Source organism: Aeromonas sp. S41-2 (assembly GCF_027705845.1).
Taxonomy (GTDB): Bacteria; Pseudomonadota; Gammaproteobacteria; order Enterobacterales; family Aeromonadaceae; genus Aeromonas; species Aeromonas hydrophila.
In genome coordinates, this window is record NZ_JAPDCG010000001.1 from 604684 (window position 1) to 622157 (window position 17474).

General features: G+C 65.6%; 16 protein-coding genes. 2 read left to right on the forward strand and 14 right to left on the reverse strand.

The window, feature by feature from the left end; all coding sequences use genetic code 11:
• Nucleotides 1-135: 135 nt before the first annotated feature.
• The 11 genes from OKC44_RS02750 to OKC44_RS02800 all read right to left on the reverse strand — a co-directional run bounded on the left by OKC44_RS02750 (nt 136) and on the right by OKC44_RS02800 (nt 11479).
• On the reverse strand, nt 136-861 hold the full coding sequence (locus tag OKC44_RS02750; RefSeq protein ID WP_270810905.1) for a copper homeostasis protein CutC: 726 nt from the start codon (nt 859-861) through the stop codon (nt 136-138).
• A gap of 42 nt (nt 862-903) precedes the next feature.
• Entirely contained in the window at nt 904-1806 is a 903-nt protein-coding gene (locus OKC44_RS02755) for an ROK family protein (RefSeq protein WP_017408554.1), read from the reverse strand.
• Between the two features lie 109 nt (nt 1807-1915).
• Nucleotides 1916-2422, reverse strand: coding sequence for a GNAT family N-acetyltransferase (locus OKC44_RS02760; RefSeq protein WP_029303670.1), 507 nt, complete (start codon nt 2420-2422; stop codon nt 1916-1918).
• A complete protein-coding gene (locus tag OKC44_RS02765; RefSeq protein WP_011705171.1) occupies nt 2410-3216 on the reverse strand; it encodes a M48 family metallopeptidase in 807 nt (268 codons plus the stop codon). The genes OKC44_RS02760 and OKC44_RS02765 overlap by 13 nt, the downstream gene beginning before the upstream one ends.
• A 163-nt stretch (nt 3217-3379) precedes the next feature.
• Nucleotides 3380-4354, reverse strand: coding sequence for a PstS family phosphate ABC transporter substrate-binding protein (locus OKC44_RS02770; RefSeq protein ID WP_011705170.1), 975 nt, complete (start codon nt 4352-4354; stop codon nt 3380-3382).
• Between the two features lie 376 nt (nt 4355-4730).
• Nucleotides 4731-6026 carry a phosphate regulon sensor histidine kinase PhoR gene (gene phoR, locus OKC44_RS02775; protein ID WP_024944739.1) on the reverse strand — a complete coding sequence of 432 codons (1296 nt, stop codon included), beginning with the start codon at nt 6024-6026 and terminating at the stop codon, nt 4731-4733.
• A gap of 8 nt (nt 6027-6034) precedes the next feature.
• The gene (phoB, locus tag OKC44_RS02780; protein ID WP_005298527.1) at nt 6035-6724 is read right to left on the reverse strand and encodes a phosphate regulon transcriptional regulator PhoB; all 690 of its coding nucleotides are present in this window, start codon (nt 6722-6724) and stop codon (nt 6035-6037) included.
• Between the two features lie 102 nt (nt 6725-6826).
• On the reverse strand, nt 6827-7237 hold the full coding sequence (locus OKC44_RS02785; RefSeq protein WP_024944740.1) for a VOC family protein: 411 nt from the start codon (nt 7235-7237) through the stop codon (nt 6827-6829).
• Nucleotides 7238-7386: 149 nt separating this feature from the next.
• Nucleotides 7387-8541, reverse strand: coding sequence for a CaiB/BaiF CoA transferase family protein (locus OKC44_RS02790; protein WP_270810910.1), 1155 nt, complete (start codon nt 8539-8541; stop codon nt 7387-7389).
• On the reverse strand, nt 8541-9716 hold the full coding sequence (locus OKC44_RS02795) for an acyl-CoA dehydrogenase (RefSeq protein ID WP_270810911.1): 1176 nt from the start codon (nt 9714-9716) through the stop codon (nt 8541-8543). Before OKC44_RS02795 ends, OKC44_RS02790 begins: the two co-directional genes overlap by 1 nt.
• A gap of 86 nt (nt 9717-9802) precedes the next feature.
• On the reverse strand, nt 9803-11479 hold the full coding sequence (locus OKC44_RS02800; protein ID WP_270810913.1) for a sigma-54-dependent Fis family transcriptional regulator: 1677 nt from the start codon (nt 11477-11479) through the stop codon (nt 9803-9805).
• Nucleotides 11480-11715: 236 nt separating this feature from the next.
• Here OKC44_RS02800 and exaC point away from each other — a divergent pair, with 236 nt between their 5' ends.
• A complete protein-coding gene (gene exaC / locus OKC44_RS02805; RefSeq protein WP_270810915.1) occupies nt 11716-13233 on the forward strand; it encodes an acetaldehyde dehydrogenase ExaC in 1518 nt (505 codons plus the stop codon).
• A 63-nt stretch (nt 13234-13296) separates the two neighbouring features.
• Here the strand turns inward: exaC and OKC44_RS02810 are convergent, their stop codons facing one another.
• Entirely contained in the window at nt 13297-14103 is an 807-nt protein-coding gene (locus OKC44_RS02810) for an AraC family transcriptional regulator (protein ID WP_168756110.1), read from the reverse strand.
• A gap of 103 nt (nt 14104-14206) precedes the next feature.
• On the opposite strand from OKC44_RS02810, the gene OKC44_RS02815 reads away from it, so the two are divergent.
• Entirely contained in the window at nt 14207-15106 is a 900-nt protein-coding gene (locus OKC44_RS02815; protein WP_270810917.1) for a DMT family transporter, read from the forward strand.
• 97 nt (nt 15107-15203) lie between these two features.
• On the opposite strand, the gene OKC44_RS02820 is transcribed toward OKC44_RS02815, so the two are convergent.
• A complete protein-coding gene (locus tag OKC44_RS02820) occupies nt 15204-15896 on the reverse strand; it encodes a response regulator (RefSeq protein ID WP_011705161.1) in 693 nt (230 codons plus the stop codon).
• A 3-nt stretch (nt 15897-15899) separates the two neighbouring features.
• Nucleotides 15900-17468: an ATP-binding protein gene (locus OKC44_RS02825; protein ID WP_044799450.1), complete on the reverse strand. Its 1569-nt coding sequence runs from the start codon at nt 17466-17468 to the stop codon at nt 15900-15902.
• Nucleotides 17469-17474 lie beyond the last annotated feature (6 nt).

Below are 17474 nucleotides of genomic sequence, written 5' to 3' on the forward strand. Positions count from 1 at the left end.
CGCGGCCTGTATCAGGCCCTGTCCAGCAGAGCCCGCACCGCTGCGACTTTGGCGCCGTCGGTGATATTGACCCGGCCATCGTCCGAGGTGCCCATGTTGACGCTATAGAGACACCATGCCGCTGTGCGGCCCGTATCAGGCCCTGTCCAGCAGAGCCCGAACCGCCGCCACCTTGGCGCCGTCGGTGATATTGACCCGGCCATCGTCCGAGGTGCCCATGTTGACGCCATGGGGCACCATGCCGCCGCGCCAGCCCATGCCGGACATGTGCACCTCGTTCACCCCGGTGAACTCCACTATGGTGCGCACATTGTCGGCATTGACCCCGGCACCCGGCATCAGGCTGGCCCGTCCCGCCAGCGCCTGCTGCATCGCCTGCAGGGTTTCCAGCCCCGCCAGCGCGGTCGGCGCGTGGCCCGAGCTCAGAATGCGCTCGCAGCCGGCGGCGACTATGGTCTCCAAGTCGAGGCGCCAGTCGGAGGAGAGGTCGATGGCACGGTGGAAGGTAACGCCAAGAGGCCCTGCCGCCTCCACCAGCTGGGTGAGTTTGGCGGCAGGCACCCGTCCCTGCTCGTCCAGCAGACCGACCACTACCCCTTGCAGGCCGGCGGCGCGGGCCGCCGTGATATCCTGCAGCATCATCTCGAACTCCCCGTCGCCAAAGCAGAAGTCGCCGGCCCGGGGCCGGATCATGGCGTAGACGGGAACGGTGGCATGGCGCGCCGCCAGCTGCATGAAGCCATAGGAGGGGGTCAGGCCGCCCAGCCCCAGCGCAGAGCAGAGCTCGATGCGATTCGCGCCAGCCTCCTGGGCGGTAAACAGGGATTCCAGATTGTCGATACAGATTTCAAGAGAGGTCATGATGGACTCCTTTATTGGGGAGATCAGACCCCGGATCTGATCTCATAAATTGAGCAAGGCGGCCCCGCGCACCCCGCCGGCGCCGCCGAAGCGGGCCTCGCGGATCTCGGGCAGGGCGACCCCGGGCAGCAGATGGCCGGGCAGGCGCAGCGGCAGCTGTTCGTAGAGCGCAGGCAGACCGCTCAGACCGCCCCCCAGCACCACCACGTCGGGGTCGACCACCGAGATGGCGGTGGCAAGCCCGGCAGCCATGATTTCGAGCCAGCAGTCGACCGTGGCCACCGCATGGGGTTCGTGCGCCTCGAAGCGCCCCACTATCTGGTGGCCGCTGGCACGCTGGCCGTGGAAGTGATGGTAGAGCCGCTCCAGCCCGGTGCCGGAGGCATAGGTTTCAAAACAGACCAGACGGCCGCAGCCGCAACGGGGACGAGGCAGGTCGGGGTACTTCATCAGCATGGTGGCCGGCAGCGGGTAGTGGCCTATCTCCCCTGCCAGCCAGTTACGGCCCTGGATCAGCTTGCCCGCCAGATAGACGGCGCCACCGATGCCGGTGCCGATGGTGACGCCGAGGGCGCTGTCGGCCCCTGCCGCCGCCCCCTGATGTACCTCGGACCAAAGGAAGCAGTTGGCATCGTTGTCCACCTTGACCGGGCGCTCCAGCAGTTCGGCCAGATCGGCGCCCAGGTGGCGGCCATTGATGGAGGGCAGATTGGCCGCCACTATGCTGTGGTCGTGCCGGTTGAGAATGCCGGGAAAGCCGATGCCCACCGCACCACGGGCGCCGAAACGGGCATCCGCCTGTTCGACCCGCGCGCGGATCAGCTGCTGCAGCCCTTCGTAATCATTGCCGGGAGTGCTCATGCGCTCCTCGTGACAAAGATTCAAGGCGCCGTCATACACAGCGAACGCTATCTTGGTGCCACCAATATCAAAGCCGTAATACATGCCACACTCCCTTGTCGATGAGTCGCCTCACCTCAGCCTGCCCAGAGGGGGACATTGTATTAATTCGCAAAAAAAATAAAGTGACCAGAGGCGAAAAACGGGAGAGAGATCAAAGCAAACGAAACATTTGTCGCTGCAGGCAGGGCTGGCCGAGGCTCATCAGGGTGCGCTCCTGACCATCGAACATGAAGCCGCGGCGCAGGTAGAACCCCTCGCCGATGTGGTTGCCATCGAGCAGCCACAATCTGACGCCTTCACAGCCGGCGCGCCGCATCTGCATCGCCACCGCCTGCCACAGCCGCTTGCCGTGGCCCTGGCGCCAGTGGTCGGGGTGCAGGTAAAAGGCGCGGATCCAGGCGGTGGGGTACTCCCCCGTCGTCTCCGGCTGCCAGTAGAGCAGGCCGATGACCACCTCGTCCTGGCACAGCAGCATGGGCCTTGGGCCCGCTTCCGCCAGCCGGCGCTGCCAGATCTGCAGATGCTCGGTGACCGCCAGCTGGGCCAGCATGTCGGCACCGAGCACGCCGCCGTATGCGGCGAGCCAGCTGGCCCGCTGCATCACCGTCATGGCTGCGGCGTCATCGGGCCGCGCCATGCGCAGGCTTATGCCTTGCATTGGGGTACCAGCCCGGAGGCTCGGGCCTGCTCGTAGAGCGGCACGGCTTCAGCCTGCTGGGCCTGCAGCTCGGCGATCCGGTTCTCGTTGCTGGGGTGGGTGGAGAGCAGCTGGGGCGGCGCATTGCCACCCGCGGCCGCGCTCATGTTCTGCCACAGGGGAATGGCTTCGGCGGGATTGAAACCGGCGCGGGCCATCAGATCCAGCCCCAGTCGGTCCGCCTCGCTCTCCTGCTCACGGCCATAGGGCAGCATGACGCCGACCTCCACCCCGAGCCCCAGCGCCGCCATGGTGGCACCGCGGTATTCGCTGCTGCCCATGGCGATGTCGGCCGCCGCCAGCCCAAGGCCGGTCAGCTGGCTACGGGAGAGCCGCTCGTTGGAGTGCTGGGCCAGCACGTGGGTCAGCTCGTGGCCGATGACGGTGGCGAGCTGATCCTGGTTCTTGGCCACCTTGAGCAGGCCACTGTAGACCCCGATCTTGCCGCCGGGCAGGGCGAAGGCGTTGACCTGCTTGGAGTCAAACACCACCACCTCCCAGCTGGTGATGCCGTACTGGCTCGGCACCTGGGCGGTCACCGCCTTGGCGACGCAAGAGACATAGGCGTTCATCTTCGCATCCGTGCTCACCTTCTCCTGCTTCTTCATCTCTTCGAAGGAGTCGGCCCCCAGCTTGCTCATCTGCTGGGGCGAGAACAGCAGCATCTGGCTGCGGCCGGTGGGAGACTGGGCACAGCTGGCGAGCAGGGTGGAACAGAGTGCCGCCAGGCCAAGCTTGAACAGGGGAGATGTCATGGAGGTGTCCTTCACCATAAAGATGCCCTATTTTCGGAAATGCGGGCGTCCGGTGCAAGTCGGCAAATCACCCGGTCTGGCGAAAGCGGTCACATACCGCCATCATGCGGCGGCCAAAAAACAAAACGGGCCCCGCAGGGCCCGTCTGGCAAAGGAAACCGGCTTACATGATGCCCAGTTTCTTCAGGTCGGCTTCGACCACCTTGGCCGGTACCGGTACGTAGCCATCTTTGGCAACGATGTTCTGGCCCGCCTTGGAGAGCACCATCTTCAGGAACTCTTGCTCCATCGGAGAGAGCGGCTTGTTCGGGTGCTTGTTCACGTAAACGTACAGGAAGCGCGACAGCGGATACTTGCCGGTGATGGCGTTGTCAGAGGTCGCCTCGATGAAGGTCTTGCCATCCTTGGAGAGCGGTACGGCGCGCACACCGGAGGTGACGTAACCGATGCCGGAGTAGCCGATGCCGTTCAGGGAGGAGGAGACGGACTGCACCACGGAGGCAGAACCCGGCTGCTCGTTCACGCCGCTCTTGAAGTCACCGTTGCACAGGGCGTGTTCCTTGAAGTAACCGTAGGTACCGGACACCGAGTTGCGACCGAACAGCTGCAGATCCTTGGAAGACCAGTTGCCATCCAGACCCAGATCAGCCCACTTGGTGGCGGCCTTGGCTTCGCCGCACTTGAGGGTGCTGGAGAAGATGGCATCCAGTTGCGGCATGGTCAGCCCCTTGATGGGGTTGTCCTTGTTGACGAACACCGCCAGGGCATCGACCGCGACGCGGATGGCGGTCGGCTTGTAACCGTAGCGCTTCTCGAAGGCCTCTTCCTCGCCGGATTTCATGGCGCGGCTCATGGGGCCGAACTGGGCAACGCCTTCGGTCAGTGCGGTCGGTGCGGTGGAGGAACCGGCGGCCTGGATCTGCACGTTAACGTTGGGGTACATGCGCTTAAATTCTTCGGCCCACAGGGTCATCATGTTGGCCAGGGTGTCCGAGCCGACAGAGGACAGGTTGCCCGAGATGCCGCTGGTCGGAGTGTAATCCGGCAGGTTTTTATCCACACCGGCAGCCAGGGTGCTGACGGAAAACAGGGTAGCTGCGGTGAATCCGATTACACCAGCCAGTTTGTTGAGTTTCATCCAATCTCTCCAAGGTTGCAGAACGCAGTCCATCAAAACACGGGTTAACTTGGCTCACCGCCGGCCACGCCGGACGATGCGCTGAGTGTCATTTCCTGCCCTCTTCCCCCAGTCCTGTGGTGGCAGAAGGCAAGCGTCAATCTGAGGCCGAAAGTGGTCACATCCCGAGCACTGCGATCGGCAGGTCGCGTTTCGTACTCTCCCTGCGCCAAACCGGCGACAGGTCCGTTCTCAAGACGGCGCCAGTATCTGACCTGGCAGTGACAAATTTATGGATTTAATGTGACACTTTAATGACATGGCGGGCTTGTTTAACAAATGAAAAAAGGGCCGCCATCGCCGCCCTCTTTTGATGCCAACCCCTTGCCGGAAAAGACTATTTAACCACCACCATGCGGCCGGGGATGAGAAAGCTGAAGCGGCTGCCGAGGCCGACCCGGCTCTCGATGTCGAGCTGGCAGTCGTGGTGACTCAAGGCATGCTTGACGATGGCAAGCCCGAGCCCCGAGCCGCCGGTGTGGCGGGAGCGGGCCTTGTCGACCCGATAGAACCGCTCGGTGAGCCGCGCCAGGTGCTCGGGCGGGATCCCCTCTCCCTCGTCCTGCACCGCAAACAGCGCCATCGCCCCCTGCTTGCGCCACTCCACCGTGATCTTGCGCCCCGCCGGGGTGTAGTGGATGGCGTTGTAGACCAGGTTGGAGACGGCGCTGCGCAGCTGATCCTGATCGCCACGCACCAACAGATTGGGCTGCACCATGAACTCGATCTGGTGGGCCCGCTCGCCGGAGAGCGCCCGCGCTTCCTGCTCCAGCAACCCCAGCATGGCGGGCATGTCCACCAGGTGGGAGAGATCCACGCTCGGCGCCGCCTCGATGCGCGACAGGGTGAGTAGCTGATTGACCAGATTGTCCATGCGGATGGTCTGCTCCATCATCACCTTGTGCGCCTTGGCCCACATGGCGGGCGGCGGCGGCTCCTCGGTCATCTCCAGATAGCCCTTGAGCACGGTGAGCGGGGTGCGCAGCTCGTGGGAGACGTTGGAGACGAAGTGCTTGCGGGTCTTCTCCAGGCTGCGCAGCCGGGTCACGTCCCGCACCACCAGCATGGCCTGATCCTCGGCGTAGGGCATGATGCGAAACTCGAGAAACTTCTCCTCGTTGATGGGTGAAGTCATCTCGAACGGTTCGTCATACTGCCCCTTGCCGAGGTAGGCGCCGAAGGCGGGATTGCGAATGAGGTTGCCGATATGCTGACCGGCGTCTTCCGGCCAGCGAAAACCGAGCAGCTGCTCGGCCAGCCGGTTGCACCAGAGGATGCTGCCGTCGGTGCGAAACACCACGGCCGCGTCGGGCAGTGCCTCCGCCCCTTCCCGAAAACGGCGGATCAGCCCCGCCAGCTCGCGGCGGCGGGCCCGGTGGCGCTGCTGCAACTTGTAGATGCCGTTGAAGATGTACTCCCAGCTGCCGCTGCCGTTGGGGGGCACCAGGCTGCGATCGTGCCACAGCCAGTCCGACAGCCGCTTCTGGAAGCGATAGTGCCAGCCCAGGTGCAGCACGGTGGCCGCCAGCAGGCAGAGGGCGAGGGTATTCGTCAACCAGCCGACCAAGGCGAAGGGCGCATAGAAGAACGCCATTCGCCACAACTGGCGCCGCCAGGCATAAGGTTGCAACATAACTTCCTCTACAGACGGGTTGAGAAGCGATAGCCTGCGCCGCGCACCGTCTGGATCAAGCGATCGTGCCCCGTCTCTTCAATGGCCTTGCGCAGGCGACGGATGTGCACATCCACGGTTCTGTCCTCGACGTACACATTGGTACCCCAGACATTGTTGAGCAGCTGCTCGCGACTGTAGACCCGCTCCGGGTGGGTCATGAAGAAGTGCAGCAGCTTGAATTCGGTCGGCCCCATGTCGAGCGCCTTCTCCTCGGCGCTGACCCGGTGGGAAACGGGGTCCAGCTTGAGCCCCTGCACCTCGATCACCTCGTCCACCGAGGTGGGAGAGACGCGGCGCATCACCGCATGCAGGCGGGCGGTGAGCTCCTTGGGCGAGAACGGCTTGGTGATGTAGTCATCGGCCCCCGCCTCCAGCCCGCGCACCTTGTCCTCTTCCTCGCCGCGCGCGGTCAGCATCACCACCGGGATCTGGCGGGTCACCTCATCCTGCTTGAGCTGCTTGATGAACTGGATGCCGCTGCCGCCCGGCATCATCCAGTCCAGCACGATGAGTTCGGGGTAGGGTTCGCGCACCTTCGCCAATCCGTCGGCAAAATCTTCAGCTTCTACTGTTTCATATCCCTTCTGCTCGAGCACGAAGCAGAGCATTTCGCGGATCGGTGCTTCGTCCTCGACCACCAGAATTCGCTTAGCCATATCCCTTCTCTCTCCTCTGTGAAGATGGGTGCGCCAATTATTAGAACTTTCTGTGACACTTTTATGACTTTATGACAGGCGAGATGATAAACGTTTTCAGATTCAGTTGGCAGCAGCGAGTTGCAGCAGATCCCAGCGGTTGCCACTGATGTCCTCGAACACCACCACGGTGCCGTAAGCCTCGCTACGCGGCTGTTCACAAAAATGGACACCGTACGCCTGCATGCGCTGGTAATCGCCCCAGAAGTCGTCGGTTTCGAGGAACAGGAAGACTCGGCCGCCCCCCTGCTGGCCGATGGCGGCCCGCTGCTCCGGGGTGGCGGCGCGCGCCAGCAACAGGGCGGAACCGGGGGCCCCCTTGGGGGCAACCCGCACCCAGCGCTTGCCCGGTTTGCCCGGCTCGTCGAGGGGAGTGTCTTCCAGCAGTTCGAACCCCAGTCCCTGGGTAAAGAAGGTGATGGCCTGGTCGTAATCGGCCACCAGCAGGGCCAGGGCGCCAATGTGTTGTGCCATGGGAAGTTCCTCAACAGATGAATGGACGGGGCGCATCATAACGGGGGACGGCCCCGTGCTCCAGCACCGGGGCTGATTGAGATGGGAAGGGGTTGAAGGCGTAAGCATCCCGCCGGGCAGGCGCAACCTCCCCGCCTAAAGCAACCGGGTCAGCCCTGCCCGAGCCAGTCGCGCAGCACGCTATCCCGGTCCCCGTCCAGCGCCGGCGAGGCACGCCCGTAGCGCACCGGGGTGGCCGACAGATGCAGCGGATTGGCCAGGGTGGGCAAGGGCTGCTCACCGCGCTGCACCTGCTGCACCCAGCCGCGCACCACCCCCTGCTCGAGGGCGAACAGCGCATCCAGGGTAAGGATGGGGCCGCCCGGCACCCCGGCTGCCTCCAGCATGGCACTCCACTCGGCGCTGCTACGAACCAGTAGCCGCTCGGCAATCAGGGCATTGAGCCGGTGGCGCTGGCGCACCCGGGCGCTGTTGTTGGCAAAGTCGGAGGCCGTCGCCCAGCCGGGTTCCCCCAGCAGGGCCGCCAGCGCGGCAAACTGGCCGTCGTTGCCCACCGCGAGGATCAGATGACCATCCCGGGTGGGATAGACGTCGTAGGGGACGATATTGGGGTGGCCGTTGCCAAGGCGCCCGGGCGCCTGACCGGTGGCGAGATAGTTCATCGCCTGGTTGGCCAGCACCGCCACCGACACGTCGAGCAGGGCCAGATCGATCTGCTGCCCCTCTCCGGTCTGCTCCCGGTGGCGCAGGGCCGCCTGGATGCCGATGGTGGCGTAGAGGCCGGTAAGGATGTCGACAAGCGCCACCCCCACCTTGACCGGCCCGCCGCCGGGGGCCTCGTCCGGCTGGCCGGTGATGCTCATCAAGCCGCCCAGCCCCTGGATCAGCAGATCGTAACCGGGTCGCTGGGCCCAGGGACCGTCCTGGCCAAAACCGGTGATGGAGCAGTAGATAAGCTCTGGGTGGCGGGCCTTGAGGCTCGGGTAATCCAGGCCGTAGCGCGCCAGCCCCCCTACCTTGAAGTTCTCGATCACCACGTCGGCCCGGTCCACCAGGGCCAGCAGGGTCTCGCGATCGCGGGCCAGATCGAGGGCGATAGAGCGCTTGCCCCGGTTGGCGGCATGAAAGTAGGCCGCCTCCCCCGCCACCAGCTCGGGCGGGCCCCAGTGGCGGGTGTCGTCACCACGCCCGGGGGCCTCCACCTTGACCACGTCGGCGCCGAGATCGGCAAGCAGCTGGCTGGCCCAGGGGCCGGCCAGCACGCGGCTGAGATCCAGCACGCGCACGCCGGCAAGGGGCCCCATCACTCAAACGCCTGCAGGTCGGTCTGGGCCCGCCCCAGGATCAGGGCGTGGATGTCGTGGGTCCCCTCGTAGGTATTGACCGCCTCCAGGTTCATCACGTGGCGAATGACGTGAAACTCGTCGCTGATACCGTTGCCGCCGTGCATGTCGCGGGCGACGCGGGCTATCTCCAGCGCCTTGCCACAGCTGTTGCGCTTGATGAGCGACACCAGCTCCACCGGGCAGCGCCCCTCGTCCATCAAGCGCCCTGCCTGCAGGCAGCCCTGCAGGCCGAGGGCAATCTCGGTCTGCATGTTGGCAAGCTTGAGCTGAAACAGCTGGGTGGCGGCCAGCGGGCGGCCGAACTGCTGGCGATCCAGCCCGTACTGGCGGGCGGCGTGCCAGCAGAACTCGGCGGCGCCGAGCGCCCCCCAGGCAATGCCGTAGCGCGCCTTGTTGAGGCAGCCGAACGGCCCCTTGAGGCCGCTCACCCCCGCCAGCCGGTTCGCTTCTGGCACGAAGACCCGCTCCATCACTATCTCGCCGGTGATGGAGGCGCGCAGGGAGAACTTGCCCTCGATCTTGGGGGCAGAGAGCCCGGCCATCCCCTTCTCCAGCACGAAGCCGGTGATCTCGCCGTCCAGCTTGGCCCACACCACGAACAGATCGGCGATGGGGGAGTTGGTGATCCACATCTTGTTGCCGCCCAGCAGATAACCGCCGTCAACCCGCTCGGCCCGGCTCTTCATGGAACCCGGGTCCGAGCCCGCGTCCGGCTCGGTGAGGCCGAAGCAGCCCACCAGCTCGCCCCGGGCCAGCCCCGGCAGCCAGCGCTGGCGCTGGGCCTCGTCGCCATAGGCGTGGATCGGGTGCATCACCAGGGACGACTGCACGCTCATGGCCGAGCGGTAGCCGCTGTCGACCCGCTCCACCTCCCGGGCGATGAGGCCGTAGGCCACGTGATTGACCCCGGCGCAGCCGTACTGCTCCGGCAGGGTGGCGCCAAGCAGCCCCAGCTCCCCCAGCTCGTTCATGATGGTGCGATCAAACTGCTCGCGGCGGTTGGCCTCCAGCACCCTGGGCATCAGCCGCGCCTGGCAGTAATCGCGGGCGGCGTCGCGGATGAGCCGCTCCTCTTCGCCGAGCTGGCCGTCGAGAAAGAAGGGGTCTTGCCAATCAAATCGGGTACGCGTCATAAAGCACTCCATGCCATGCAAAAGAATCATCAAAGGGTCTCTTGTGGACCCATCTTAACCACGAAAAAGCTCGGGTAACAAACACCTCAGCCTGCCTCCCGCAGCGCCCGATAGAGGGTGGTGCGGCTGATGCCGAGCCGGCGCGCCGCCTCGCTCACGTTGCCATCGCACTCCGTCAGGGTCTGCTGCACCCGCTGCCGGTTCTGCTCGCGCAATGTGCTGCCCGCCACCGCCATGGTGGCGATCGGCGCCACGGCCACGGTCGGCAGATGCAGGTGGGCAGGCTCAATCCAGCCCTGCCCCTCCGCCAGCACGCAGGCCACTTCCAGCGCCTGCTTGAGCTGGCGCACGTTGCCGGGCAGAGGGTGGGCCAGCAGTTGGCGCTCGGCCTCATCGGCCAGGCGCAGGGCAGGATCCATCTCGGCCAGCAGCCGCCGGACCAGCGCCTGCCGCTCGCGGGTCGGCCAGTCGCGCAGCGGCGCCAGCTGCTGGCGCCAGCCGCAGATGCGGTAGTAGAGATCCTCGCGAAAGGTGTCGGCCGCCACCATGGCCGCCAGATCCCGATGGCTGGCGCTGACCAGCCAGAAATCCACCGCCTCAGGTCTGTGGCTGCCAACCGGGGTGACGGCGCGCTCCTGCAGCACTCTGAGCAACCGGGTCTGGGCCAGCAGCGGCAGCTCGCCGATCTCGTCCAGCATCAGGATGCCGCCGTGGGCGGCGCGCAGATACCCCTGGCTGCCCTGGCTGCGGGCACCGCTGAAGGCCCCGCCGACGTAGCCAAACAGCTCGGCCTCCACCAGCTCCGCCGGCAGGGCGCCGCAGTTGACGCACACCAGCGGTTGCGCCCGCCGGCTCGACTGCCCGTGCAGTTCGCGCACCAGGTGCTCCTTGCCGCTGCCGGTCTCCCCCTCGATGAGCAGCGAGATGCCGCGCTCCAGCATCTTGAGCGGCACCTGCCGGCCGTGCGAGCCGTCGGCATCGGCCGCCAAGCCGGGCAGGGCCGCCACGGGCTGAGCCTCCGGTACCAGCCGCAAGCCGCGCCGATCCCGCAGCAGCTGCTTGCCGTCGAAGGGGTGCTGGCCGAGCCAAAGCCGGCCGGCCCGGTTGGCCCCGAGCAGCTCGCCCTCCTCCCCCAGCAGCAGACGGGCGGACCAGAGACTCTGGGGCTCGAGATCCACCAGCCAGCCCGGCTGGCGCGCCAGCAGCGCGTTTTCCAGGGTCATGGCCAACAGTCGCACCGTGCCCAGCATGTCGCCATCGTGATGGGCCGCATCGGTGGAGATGTCGAGCACCCCGAGCAGTTGCCCGTCCGGCCCGAGCAGCGGGCAGGCGCTGCAGCTGAGGAAGCTGTGCTGGGCGAAGAAGTGCTGATTGCCGAGCACCTGCACCTCGCTCTGCTCGGCCAGCGCGGTGCCGATGGCGTTGGTGCCCTTGCTCGCCTCCCCCCAGCGGGCGCCGCTGCGCAAAAAAATGCGCTCGGCGTGGCGGGCGAAGCCGTCGTCACCGCTGGCGGCCAGGATGGCGCCCTCACCGTCGCACAGCAGCAAGCGACAGGGGCGCCCTGCCAGCAACTGGCCAAACAGCGGCAACACGAAGCGCTGGAAGCTGGCGATCAGCACCCTGTGCTGCTCCTGACGGGCCGACAGCTCCCCCTGGGGCAGCAAGTCCAGCTCGGCGCTCTGCCGGCGGCTCAGCCCCTGATGCAGGCAGCGCTGCCAGGAACGCTCGATCGGGCTGGCACTGGATTGAGATAATTCGCTCATCACGCCTCCTGTTCACAAACGGCACGACTGTCACGGTCACTGTCCAGAATCGGCACAGTTTCCTCACCTTCGCCCTGGTCATTGGTTAACCAAGATACGCTGCCGCACCCCATTTGATAACGTTTTTGTAACTTTTACTGTGCTGGTCAGACCCTCTGGCACGCCCCTTGCGATACACAGCAGCAACCGGGTTGCCCGCCAGCTCGGTCAGGACCACACACATAAAGGATGATGAGATGATTTATACCACTCCCGGTCAGGCAGGTGCCCTGGTCAGCTTCAAGTCCCGTTACGACAACTTCATCGGTGGTGAGTGGGTGGCGCCGCGCGCCGGCCGCTACTTTGAAAACATCTCGCCGGTAGACGGCAGGGTGTTCTGCGAGGTGGCCCGCTCCGACGCCGCCGACATCGAGCTGGCGCTGGACGCCGCCCACAAGGCGTTCACCAGCTGGAGCAAGACCAGCGTCACCGAGCGCAGCAACCTGCTGCTGCGCATCGCCGATCGCATCGAACAGAACATCGAGGTGCTCGCCATCGCCGAGACCTGGGAGAATGGCAAGGCGGTGCGCGAGACCCTGGCCGCCGACCTGCCGCTGGTGGTGGATCACTTCCGCTACTTCGCCGGCTGCATCCGCGCCCAGGAGGGTTCGGCCGCCGAGCTGGACCAGAACACCGTCAGCTACCACTTCAAGGAGCCCATCGGGGTGGTCGGCCAGATAATCCCGTGGAACTTCCCGCTGCTGATGGCGGCCTGGAAGCTGGCCCCGGTGCTGGCGGCCGGCTGCTGCAGCGTGCTCAAGCCCGCCGAGCAGACCCCGGTCACCATCATGCTGATGATGGATCTCATCAAGGACATCCTGCCTGCCGGGGTGGTCAACGTGGTCAACGGCTTCGGCGCCGAGGCGGGCCAGGCACTCGCCACCAGCAACCGGATCCAGAAGCTCGCCTTCACCGGTTCCACCGAGGTGGGCGCCCATATCCTGCGCTGCGCCGCCGACAAGCTGATCCCCTCCACCGTGGAGCTGGGCGGCAAGTCCCCCAACATCTACTTCGCCGACGTGATGCAGCACGAGAGCAGCTACATCGACAAGGCGGTGGAAGGGATGCTGATGACCTTCTTCAACCAGGGCGAGGTGTGCACCTGCCCCTCCCGCGCCCTGGTGCAGGCCAGCATCTACGACGACTTCATGGACAAGGTGCTGGCCCGCGCCCGCACTATCGTGCAGGGCAACCCCCTCGACACCGCCACCCAGGTCGGTGCCCAGGCGTCGCGCGAGCAGTTCGACAAGATCCTGAGCTACATGGAGATCGGTCGCGGCGAAGGGGCCAAGATGCTGATCGGCGGCGGCCCGGCCAGGGTGAGCGGGTTGGAGGGGGGCTTCTACATCCAGCCCACCATCTTCTCGGGCCAGAACAAGATGCGGGTGTTCCAGGAGGAGATCTTCGGGCCGGCGCTCGGGGTCACTACCTTCAAGGACGAGGCGGAGGCGCTGGCGATTGCCAACGACACCCAGTACGGGCTGGGAGCGGGCCTGTGGACCCGCGACAGCAACCTGGCCTGGCGCATGGGACGCGGCATCCAGGCCGGCCGGGTCTGGGTCAACTGCTACCACGCCTACCCGGCCCACGCGGCCTTCGGCGGCTACAAGAAGTCAGGGATCGGCCGCGAGACCCACAAGATGATGCTGGACCACTACCAGAACACTAAGAACCTGCTGGTGAGCCACGACATCAATCCCCTCGGCTTCTTCTAAGCCCATCCGGTGATCAACAAGGGCGCCTGCAGGCGCCCTTTTCATTGCTTAGAGTGGTCGCAGCTAGAGCGCCGCCTGCCCGGCGCCGATGCCCAGTTGCTGGCGATAGCGCTGGGGCGAGCAGCCCAGCTCCCGGTTGAACATGGCGATGAAGGCCGAGGTGGAGCCGTAACCGAGCCGCCAGCCAATCTCCTGCACCGGCAACTCCCCCTTGAGCCAGGCCAGCGCCTTGAGCAGCTTGAGCCGGGCCCGCCACTGGCCGAAATTCATCCCCAGTTCCCGCACACAGCGCCTGGCCAGGGTGCGCTCGGTGGTGTGCAGCTGCTCGGCCCACTGGGCCAGGGTGCGCAGGTCGGCAGGATCGCTGTGCAGTGCCGCCAGCATGGGGGCCAGCAGCTTGTCCTGGCTCATGGGCAGGTAGCTGTCCTGGCAGCGGGTGCGGGTCAGCTTCTCCACCAGCAGCTCGGCCTGGCGCACATCCCACTCATCCGCCATGTGGCCCAGCTTGCGATCGCAAAAATCCGCCAGGATGGCGCGGATCAGCGGGGTCATCTGCAGCAGCCTGGGCTCGGCCGGCAGCCGCGCCGCCAGAGCGTGATTGACGTAGATGGAGGTGTAGTCGAGGGCCTGCTGGTTGTAAGAGGCGTGCTCCAGATCCGCTGGCACCCAGATGAGGTAGTCGGCCGGTGCCACCAGCCGGTGATCGTCCAGCACTATCTCCATCACCCCCAGACTGATGAGGCTGAGCTGGCCCCAGGGGTGGCTGTGGGGCGCACATGCGCTCTCGGCCTGGATCTGCTGGTAGCGTAGATAGAGCGGATTGGGCTCTGGCAGATGCAGGTCCGTCGGATGGTAGTGACGTATGGCCATGGCGGGCGGATTGTCCTTTGCGCGGGATGATTTGTCAGTTTTACGTTACTTGATATCAGAAAGACAAGGGTAGACTGGTCACCTCGATAATAAGGAGTCTTTGATGCGAATCTTCTACCCGCTGATGTTTCCGCTGCTCGCCGTGCTGATCTGGGCCACCAATACCGTGGTGTCCAAAGCCGCCGCCGATGTGCTGGATCCCGCGGCCATCTCCTTCTACCGCTGGGTGATCGCCGCGCTGGCACTGACCCCCTTCTGCCTGCCGCAGCTGTGGCGCCGCCGTGGCGAGATCCGCCCCTGGCTCGGCAAGCTGCTGGTGCTGGCGGCCCTTGGCATGGTGCTTTATCAGTGCCTCGCCTACTACGCCGCCCACACCACCTCGGCCACCAACATGGGGGTCATCGGCTCCCTCATCCCGCTGCTGACCCTGCTGCAGAGCGCGCTCTTCTTCGGTCAGCGGCCGGGCAAACAGGCGCTGCTCGGCATGAGTATCTCCCTGTTCGGGGTATTCTGGCTGCTGAGCCTGGGTCAGCCGCTGGCGCTGCTGCACGACGGCATCAATCAGGGCGACGGCCTCATGCTGCTCGGCTCCGCCAGCTACGCCCTCTATGGCCTGTTGATCCGCCGCTGGCAACTGCCGTTCGGCCCCTGGCTCAACCTCTACCTGCAGATCCTGCTGGCGGTCTTGCTGCTGATCCCGGTCGCCCTCTGCGCCGAGTCGCTGGCGGTGCCGGCCGAAGGCTGGGGCCTGGTGCTGTTTGCCGGCATCGCCTCCTCCCTCTTCGCCGCCTACTGCTGGATGCGCGGCCTCGCCTGCATGGGGGCAGAGCGCACCTCTGTGTTCATGAACCTGATGCCGCTGTGCACGGCGCTCATCGCCGTCATCAGCCTGGGGGAGCCCATTCACTGCTATCACCTGCTGGGGGGCGGTCTCATCCTGGCGGGGGTCATGCTCTCCCAGTTCAAACCGAAGGTCCGCCCGGCCCTGCTGGAAAAGGCCTGAGCGGCCGGCAACATGGGTTTTTACACCAACGGCAGACACAAAAAAGGGAGCTCAGGCTCCCTCTTTTGTTGGCATGGATCTGCGTGTGGCCAGCGGCTCAACTACCCCGCCGCCAGTGGTAGCGGCGCTCGGGCCGGCCGCGCTGGCCGTAGTTGAGATCCACGTCCACCCGGTCCTCCGATTCCAGATACTCCAGATAGCGGCGCGCCGTGGTGCGGCTGAGGGACAAGCGCAGCGCCACCGTGTCGGTGGAGAAGGCGCTGTCCGGCTCGCCCGCCAGCAGCTCCAGCACCTGGCGCAGGGTGATGGCGTCGATCCCCTTGGGGGTGTCACGCACCTCGCGCCCCTGGGGCCTCACCTTGCCCATCAAGCGGTCCAGGTCACTCTGCTCGAGGGAGCCGCGCTCGCAGATGCGCCGGTGCAGGGTGAGGATCTCGTCCAGGCTCTGCTGGATGCGAAACAGCCGCAGCGGTTTGATGATGTAATCCTGTACCCCCTGATTGAGGGCCTGCTGGATGGTCTCCACGTCGCAGGAGGCGGTCACCATGATGACGTATGCTTCGCGGTTGTGGCTGCGCAGCCGGTTCACCCACTCCAGGCCAGAGCCGTCAGGCAGCGAGATGTCCACCAGCAGCAGTTGCGGCTGGGCCGCGCGCATCATGAGATCGGCCTGGGTCAGGCTCTCGGCCCGACCCAGCAGGGAAAATCCGGGGGTGGAGGAGACCAGCTCGGCCAGAATGGATCCTATCCGTTCGTCATCCTCGATCACCAGAGTGAAAATGGGCTCCATAGATCACACCAATTGGTTTTTATTCAAGTAGATACCGAACAGCGTCGTCTGTTCGGCGGTGCGGCGCCATTCTATCACACCCCCTCGCCTGGCCACCGTCTCCTTGACCAGGAACAGGCCGACACCGTGATCGCCGGTCTGGCGACTGATGCCGTAATCAAACAGATGGTCCGCCAGCGCCTCGTCCACCCCCTCACCGCTGTCCTCCACCTCGATCACCAGCCGGCGTCCGAAGTCGTTGAGGGAGATGAGCACCCGTGGCGGGCACTGCTTGCGCCGGGCCCAGGCGGCACGAATGCCGTTGTCCAGCAAGTTGCCGATGAGGGTGATGAGATCCGCCGACACCGCCGCCGGGTACTCGCCCAGCGCCGAATCGGGATCCAGCACCAGCTCCACCCCGAGCTCGCGAGCCCGGCTGAACTTGCCGAGGATGAGCCCGGCCACCGGCTTGTCCTCGATGGCCCGCAGCAGATCGTGCAGCATGGTCTGGCACGCCTCGCTCTCCTGCTGGATGAGCTCCACCGCCTGCTCCACGTGGCCCAGCTGCAGCAGGCCGGAGAGGCTGCTGAGCTTGTTGGCGAACTCGTGGGTCTGCATCCGCAGCATCTCGGCATACTGGCGCAGGTGAGTCACCTGCATGCCGAGGCTGCCGGTCACCTCGGGGCGGCTGAAGATCAGCAGCCGACCGGGGATCTTGCCCTCCACCGCCTGCCAGCGCCCGATGAACGACTCGCCGTGCACGGTGAAGCCGAGCTCGGTCTCGAGCTGGGTCAGGGCGGGGGCGAGCGGCGGCGACAGCTCCGCCAGCGGCTGGCCAAGCAGGGAGTGGCGACCGGTGCCGGGCAGGCGCAGCTGGTAAAAGGCGGCGCTGTTGAGCATGCGGATGTGGCCCTGGCTGTCGAGGGCGATCACCCCCTCGGAGATGTGCTCCAGCACCAGCTCCTGCAGCACGAAGCGGTTGACTATGGTCTCCGGCTCCAGATCCAGCAGGGTGCGGCGCAGCCGATGCTGGATCCAGAGCGCCAGCAGCAGGCCGCAGCCCAGCACGGCGCCGATGGCGCTGATGAGCAGGGCGATCCGATCCAGATAGATACCCTCCACCGTCTGCATCAGATAACCCACCACCACGGCGCCGATGGCGCGTCCGTCCGCCCCGATCACCGGGGCGAAGCAGCGGATGGCCGGCCCCAGGGTGCCCACGTCCTTGGAGCAGTAGCTGCTGCGCTCGTTGAGGGAGGGCCAGATATCCTCGCCACGAAACAGGCCGCCCACCAGCTCCGGGGAGGGGTGGCTCAGCCGGCGGGCGTGCTCGTCGGTCACCACCATGTAGGCGGCGTCGGTGCGGCTGCAGATCCCCTGCACATAGTCGCGCAGACCCGGATCGCTCCCCCACTCCAGAGCCTGTACCACCCGCTGGTCCGCCGCCAGCACCCGTGCCAGATCGCCCCCTTTCTCCTCCAGGTTCACTTCCAGCAGGTGGCGAATGAAGAGCGCCAGCAGGCTGCCCAGGATGACGATCAGGAGCAGTGACAGGCCCAAAGAGAGGGTGACCAGTTGGTGACGCAGTTTCATCGATTA